The 6,351-nt window shown below is 66.3% G+C and carries 6 protein-coding genes; 4 read left to right on the top strand and 2 right to left on the bottom strand.

Going from position 1 to position 6,351, the window contains the following annotated elements:
- Nucleotides 1-164: 164 nt before the first annotated feature.
- From RIB98_04450 to RIB98_04435, 4 genes are read left to right on the top strand one after another with little or no spacing between them, the layout of a single operon-like run.
- A complete protein-coding gene (locus tag RIB98_04450; GenBank protein ID MEQ8840208.1) occupies nt 165-1,460 on the top strand; it encodes an MFS transporter in 1,296 nt (431 codons plus the stop codon).
- 31 nt (nt 1,461-1,491) lie between these two features.
- Entirely contained in the window at nt 1,492-1,860 is a 369-nt protein-coding gene (locus tag RIB98_04445; GenBank protein MEQ8840207.1) for an ester cyclase, read from the top strand.
- A gap of 4 nt (nt 1,861-1,864) precedes the next feature.
- Nucleotides 1,865-2,719, top strand: a complete 855-nt coding sequence (locus RIB98_04440; protein ID MEQ8840206.1) for an LLM class flavin-dependent oxidoreductase — start codon at nt 1,865-1,867, stop codon at nt 2,717-2,719.
- Entirely contained in the window at nt 2,716-3,510 is a 795-nt protein-coding gene (locus tag RIB98_04435; protein ID MEQ8840205.1) for an SDR family oxidoreductase, read from the top strand. The genes RIB98_04440 and RIB98_04435 overlap by 4 nt, the downstream gene beginning before the upstream one ends.
- A 10-nt stretch (nt 3,511-3,520) precedes the next feature.
- Here the strand turns inward: RIB98_04435 and RIB98_04430 are convergent, their stop codons facing one another.
- The gene (locus RIB98_04430; GenBank protein MEQ8840204.1) at nt 3,521-4,993 is read right to left on the bottom strand and encodes a carotenoid oxygenase family protein; all 1,473 of its coding nucleotides are present in this window, start codon (nt 4,991-4,993) and stop codon (nt 3,521-3,523) included.
- Nucleotides 4,994-5,131: 138 nt separating this feature from the next.
- The gene (locus RIB98_04425) at nt 5,132-6,307 is read right to left on the bottom strand and encodes a ferritin-like domain-containing protein (protein ID MEQ8840203.1); all 1,176 of its coding nucleotides are present in this window, start codon (nt 6,305-6,307) and stop codon (nt 5,132-5,134) included.
- Nucleotides 6,308-6,351 lie beyond the last annotated feature (44 nt).

Below are 6,351 nucleotides of genomic sequence, written 5' to 3'. Positions count from 1 at the left end.
TCTCGTCGGCATCCTCCACGGCTGCCTCAAACACCAAACCCACTACGACGAACACACCGCCTGGGCACACCGCCACGAACTCGCCGCTTGACACCTACGACCCGTGGGATGTCTAGGCCCGGCGATTGCGTGCGGCATGCTTGCCCCGCAGTACGGTCCAACCAGTGAGCGATGCTACTTCCGGCGCCCCCGCCGACGGCCTTTCCGACGACCCCGACGCCGACCCTCATGGCGACCGTGCGCTGAGCGGCCGATTCGCCGCACTCTCGGTGCGCGAGTTCCGCCGGTTGTGGTGGGGTGGCATCTTCGTGTTTCTCGCCAGCCAGGCCCAACAGGTGGCCCGCGGCTGGCTCGCCTACGACCTGACCGGGAGCAACAAGGGTCTGGGCGGCGTGATCTTCGGCTTCGGCGTGTCGAGTCTGATCGCGGTGCCCAGCGCCGGCGTGATCGCCGACCGGTTCCCCAAGCGTCGGATCATGATGTGGGCCCAGACGGCCATGGGCGCCGCGGCACTCGGCATTGCCATCGCGGTGGCCACCGACACCATCGAATACTGGATGCTGATCGCCGCATCGGTGGTCCAGGGCAGTGGGGTGTCCATGTTGGCGCCGGCCCGCCTGGCGATGACCGCCGAACTGGTCGACCGAAGGATTCTCACCAACGCCATCTTCTTGAGCAACGGCAGCATCCAGGCCACTCGGGTGCTCGGCCCGGTGGTCGCCGGGGTCCTCATCGCCGTCGAACCGGTCGGTATCGGCGGCGTCTACTTCCTCGGCGCGGCGCTGGCCGCGCTCTCGCTGGTCGCCACCGCCGGCCTCCCGCCCGGTAACCCACGTGGCTCGTCGGGCCGTACCCCGTTGGGTGACCTGGCCGACGGCATCAACTATGTGCGGAACCGGCCGGAGCTGAAGCGGCTGCTCATCATCGGCGTGCTGGTCATCATGTTCGGCTACCCCCACATCACGTTCCTGCCCGGCATGATCCAGGACGTCTACGTGCTCGACGCCTGGGCGCTCGGCGTGCTCACCGGCGCCGCCGCGGTGGGCGCGGTGGGCGCGTCGCTATTCCTCGCCAACGTGGAGACGAGGCGGCTCTCGTCACTCCAGTTCAAGGCCGGCGTGATGTTCGGTGTCTCGCTCATCGGTTTCGCCGCTGTGCCCCAATACTGGGGCGGCGTGCTCGTCATGGTGATCGTCGGCGGCGCGTCATCCGCGTTCCAGTCGATGAACAACTCCCAGGCGCTCGTGATCGCCGACGTGGAGTACCACGGCCGGGTGCAGAGCCTGCTGATGCTCGCGTTCACGGGCTTCGGTCTCATGGCGCTGCCGATGGGTCTCCTCGCCGACTCGCTGGGAATCCGCGAGACCATGGCCGGCATGGGCCTCGTCGTGGGAGCCTGCGTGCTCGCCGGCGACTACTGGCGCCGGCGCCAACCCCAACCCGACATTCCTGATCTCTGACGCACGACCCGTCAAGCCCCGGAGGCTCGCGATGACACAACAGAACCAAGACCTGGTGACCCGCCTCTGGCACACGATCTGGATGTCGGGCGACATCGATGATCTCGTCGACATCGTCGCCGACCCCTACATCCGCCACACCCGTGACGGCACCGTGTCCGCCTCGCCGACGGAATACATCCGCCACCTCTCGGGGGTGGTGCGCACGATCCGGGGCACCGAGGTGAAGATCGTCGACATCGCGTCGGTCGACGACATGGTGTTCGCCCGCGTCCATCTCGCCGGCGTCAACCTCGACACCGGCAACCAGCTCGACCTCACCTGGATGACGCAGTACCGCGTCACCGACGGCCGGATCGCCGAAGCATGGACCATGCACCTCCCCGACCTCGATTGGTAGCCCAATGACCCTCATCGGATTCAAGATCGCCAACGAGAACATCGAGTGGCCGCTGCTGCGCGAACTCTGGACGCTGGCCGACCAGACCGAGGCCTACGACATCGGCTGGAACTTCGACCACCTCTACCCCATCTACGGCGAACTCTCCGACCCGTGCCTCGAAGGCTGGACCATGCTCGCCGCCCTCGCCGAGGTCACCGACCGGGTACGGCTCGGCTGTCTCGTGGGGGCGACGCCGTACCGGGCCCCTGCGGTCATGGCGAAGATGGCGTCGACCATCGACATCGTGAGCGGCGGGCGGTTGGAGCTCGGACTCGGGGCCGGATGGCACGTCGCCGAGGCCGAGGCCTACGATCTCACGCTGCCACCGAGGCTCACCGACCGATTCGACCTGTTCGACGAGGCCTGCGAGATCATCGTCGGCCTGCTCCGCGACGACGTCACGAACTTCGCCGGCGAACACTTCACCATCACCGACGCGTACCTCGCGCCGAAGGGGCCGCAGATCCCGCCGCCGGTGACCATCGGCGGCAGCGGCCCCACCCGCACCCTGCGGGCGGTGGCCCGCTTCGCCGACTGGTGGAACACGCCCTACTTCGATGTCGACGCGTATCGCGCCGGCTGCGACACCCTCGCGCAGCACTGTGCCGACATCGGCCGTGACCCGTCCACGATCCGCCACTCGAGCCACATCTTCGTGCTCGACACCCAGTCGGTCGACGAGATCGCCCAGAACTTCGGCACCGCCATCGAGGCCGGCATCGACCAGCCCATCGCCTACTTCCAGCCGCCCTTCGGTGCCGCGCCGATGGAGCGAGCCGCCGAGGCCGTCACCACCCTTGGAGTCGACCACCGATGACCGGACGCACGCTCACGGGCGCGGTTGCCCTCGTCACCGGCGCGGGCGCCGGAATCGGACGGTCCTGTGCCCTCGCGCTGGCCCACGACGGCGCCGACGTCGTCGTCGCCGCTCGAAGGGCCGAACCGCTCGTGACCCTTGCGGAGGAGATCGCCGAGGCCACCGGTCGCCGCTCGCTCGCGGTACCGACCGACATCGCCGATGTCGACCAGTGCCGGGCGGCGGTCGAGCGCACCGTCGAGGAGTTCGGCCGCATCGATGTGGTCGTCAACGTGGCGACCCACGGCGGCAATCCCACCGCGTCCGTCATCGAGATCGACTGGGACGACTATCGGGAATCGGTGCAGGTCAACGTGATCGGCACCATGGAGATCTGTCGGGCCGCGGCGCGTCACATGGCCCAGGGCGACGGCGGCTCCATCGTCAACATCTCGGCGCTGAGCGCGACGACGCTGATGGCCGACATGGCCCGCTACACCTCGACCAAGGGTGCGATGGAGTCGATGTCGAAGACCATGGCGAAGGAGATGGGCCCGGCCGGCGTTCGCGTCAACATCGTCACCCCCGGCATGACCAACGGTCCGCAGCTCGACGCGATGTTCGAGCGCATGGCCGTCGCCCAGTCCCGCACACCCGAAGAGGTCAGCGCCCGCTTCGCGAAGGGCGCTGCGCTGCGCCGCCATGTCGACCCCGACGACATCGCCGAGGCGGTGCTCTTCTTGGCGTCACCGCGGGGACGCAACATCACCGGTCAGGAGATCCAGGTCACGGCCGGCCAGCACATCGCTTGAGATCGCGCTCCTAGCGGCGCGCTTCCTTCAGCAGGACCTCGTCATGCCAGAACCCGTGGAACTGGTGGGGCAGGTGGTGCCGTAGCGGCAGTGACGCGACCGGCTCGCTGATGTCGGCGGCCCGGAAGATCACGAGCGAGCTCGTGTGGTTGAAGCCGTCGTAGACCACCTCGAGCACATAGCCGTCGTTCTCGTCGGCGCTGTTCGTCGACGGGGCGAAGAGCGGCTCCGACCCGTAGAACCCGGGTGCGAGCGTGTGGAGTTGGACCTCGCCGTCGCGGGTGATCCGCTGGAAGGCATTGAAGAAGCTGTCGTGGCCGTTGTCCACCGAGGCCGCCGAGAACGTCAGCTCGTTGCGCTCGCACGCCCGTCGCTGGTCGAAGGTGGGGAACTCGGAGTTGGTCTCGGTCATCACCTCGAAGTCGAGGGTTCCGGTGGCCACGTTGATCCGGTAGCGCCGCCACTCGCCGCCCTTGAGCGCCTTGGCGTTGAAGATGTCGCTGAGTGACTCGTTGGCCTCGAACTGGTCCGAGTACATGGCGTCGACCACGATCTCGTCGCCTTCGTCCACTGCGTTGCCGAAGTGGATGATGGCGCCGGGCGCCGTCTCGATTCGGCGTACCTCCTGCATCGTGTCGAGGTCGACGACGGCCACGTGCATCGGCAACGACTCGTCGAACGCCACGCCGTCGGAGATCGATCGCCGCCCCAGCATGACCTGACCGATCGAACCCATCGTGATCGAGTTGATGAAGAAGATCGCGTACTTCCCGGAGAGCGCGAAGTCGTGGGCGAACGGGAAGTGATCGACGGGGAGCTGCCCCTTGGCGATCATCTTTCCGGCAGTGTCGATCCGGAAGATGTTGAAGCAGAGCTTCGGTCCCTTGGCACTCATGCCCATGGAGCCCGACCCGAAGTTGACCCAGTGCCCGGTCGGGCCGTGGAAGTGGCCGTGCGCGCTGAAGACGTTGGACTTCTTGAGCTCGCCGTCGTAGGTGTACTCGCCGACGGTCTCCAGGGTGGTGGCATCGACCTCGAAGGGTCGCCCGCCCTCATAGAGGGCCAGCAACCTGCCCGCGTGGTACACGGAGTTCGTGTTGGCCGGGTTGCCCGGCATGCGGCCGATGTTCTTGCGGAGGCCGCCCGGGATCTGGGTGCCGAACCCGCGGTAGCGGATCTGCTGGGTCGCCGTTTCCTTCACGTACTTGGGCGTGCGCACGTAGCGGTTCTTGAAGTGCACCGACCCGTCGGCGATCGAGAACACGCTGAGCATGCCGCAACCGTCGAACCAGTGTCCGTAGGGCGTGTCACCGATGCGTTGCCGGCCCGGACCGTTGCGGATGAAGGTGCCCTCGAGGTCGGACGGCACCTCGCCCTCGATCTGTTCGAGCCAATAGCTGTGCTCCTCGTCGAGGTTGGCGAGCGCCCCGTGCATGGTCGGTGCGTCCGTCGTCGCAAGCCTGATGTCGTCGACTGCCGTCATGGTTCGGTCCCCCCGGTGAACACTGTTAACCAACCATACTTCAGGCGCGGTCAGTTCTCCGTTCTGGTGGACCATTTGCGCGTGTTCCGCGCAATTGGTCCACCAGAACCAACGCAGCAGGACGACGGGGTGGACGGGTCAGGCGGTGGCGGCTTCGCGATCCTGGGCGACGGCGTCGAGTTCGAGGTATTCGTCGCCGGTGTCGGCCATGTCCTCGAACTGGATGACGTCCATCTCCTCGAAGCGCTCGCGCAGCCAGCCCTTCTGGCCCTCGGGCACGCCGGCGTCGAGCAGACCCAGCTTCTTGCAGTTGGGCACGATCTTGGAGAACAGCAACTGTTGGAAGAGGATGCGGCCCGGGTCCTGCTGGATCAGCGGGATGAGCGGGGCGACGTCGATGTCGTAGCGCTGCCACACCTCCTGCTGCAGGAATCGGTCGCGCATGCGCACCGCAGCTTCGAAGGCGAACTCCTGGCGTTCACGGAGTTCGGCCGACGAGAGGCCCTGGTAGTACTCCTCGAGGCTGAGCACGCCAAACGCGACGTGGCGGGCCTCGTCGCTCATCACGTAGCGCAACAGCTTCTTGAGCAGCGGCTCGCTGGTGGTCTGGTGCAACATGCCGAAGGCGGCGAGGGCCAGTCCCTCGACCATGATCTGCATGCCGAGATACGTCATGTCCCAGCGACTGTCGTTGATGATGTCGTCGAGCAGCATCCGCAGGTGGGCGTTGATCGGGTAGTTGCCTTCGAGCTTCTCGTCGAGGTAGCGCGAGAAGACCTCGACGTGGCGGGCCTCGTCGACGACCTGGGTTGCGGCGTAGTACTTCGCGTCGATCCACGGGACGGTCTCGACGATCTTGGCGGTGCACAGCAACGCCCCCTGCTCGCCGTGCATGAACTGGCTCAGGAGGTGGTTCTGGGCTTCGATACCGAACTCGAGGAACTCCTTGTCGCCCCAGTTCTTGAGCGGCGTGTCGGACAGGTCGAACGGCGGCGCGAGCTCGTCGGATCCGGAGATGGCCAGGTTCTGGTCGCGGACCATCTTCTCGATGTCGACCTCGGTCGACCAGTCGAGATCGGTGGTGGCGTTCCACTGCGACGTCTTCGCCTTCTCGTAGAGCTTGTCGAGCTTGGCCCGCTCGCCCTTGTCGTAGCCCCAGGTGAAGATCGCCTCGGCATTGTCCTTCACCGCGTGGATCACGTCGGTCTCATCGAGTGTCGTGATGGCGAGAATCGCCTCGGCGTCGTTGAGGTCGCCGCGACCGATGATCTCCTCGTTGGACCGCATCTTCGCAGTGACGTCGGTGATGGCCATGGTGTTTCCCCTGATTCGCTGACTCGCCGGTGTCGTCACCTTAC

Source organism: Acidimicrobiales bacterium, assembly GCA_040219515.1.
Taxonomy (GTDB): domain Bacteria; phylum Actinomycetota; class Acidimicrobiia; order Acidimicrobiales; family Aldehydirespiratoraceae; genus JAJRXC01.
The sequence above is the reverse complement of the archived record's forward strand: the minus strand, read 5'-3'. Positions and strand labels throughout refer to the sequence as shown.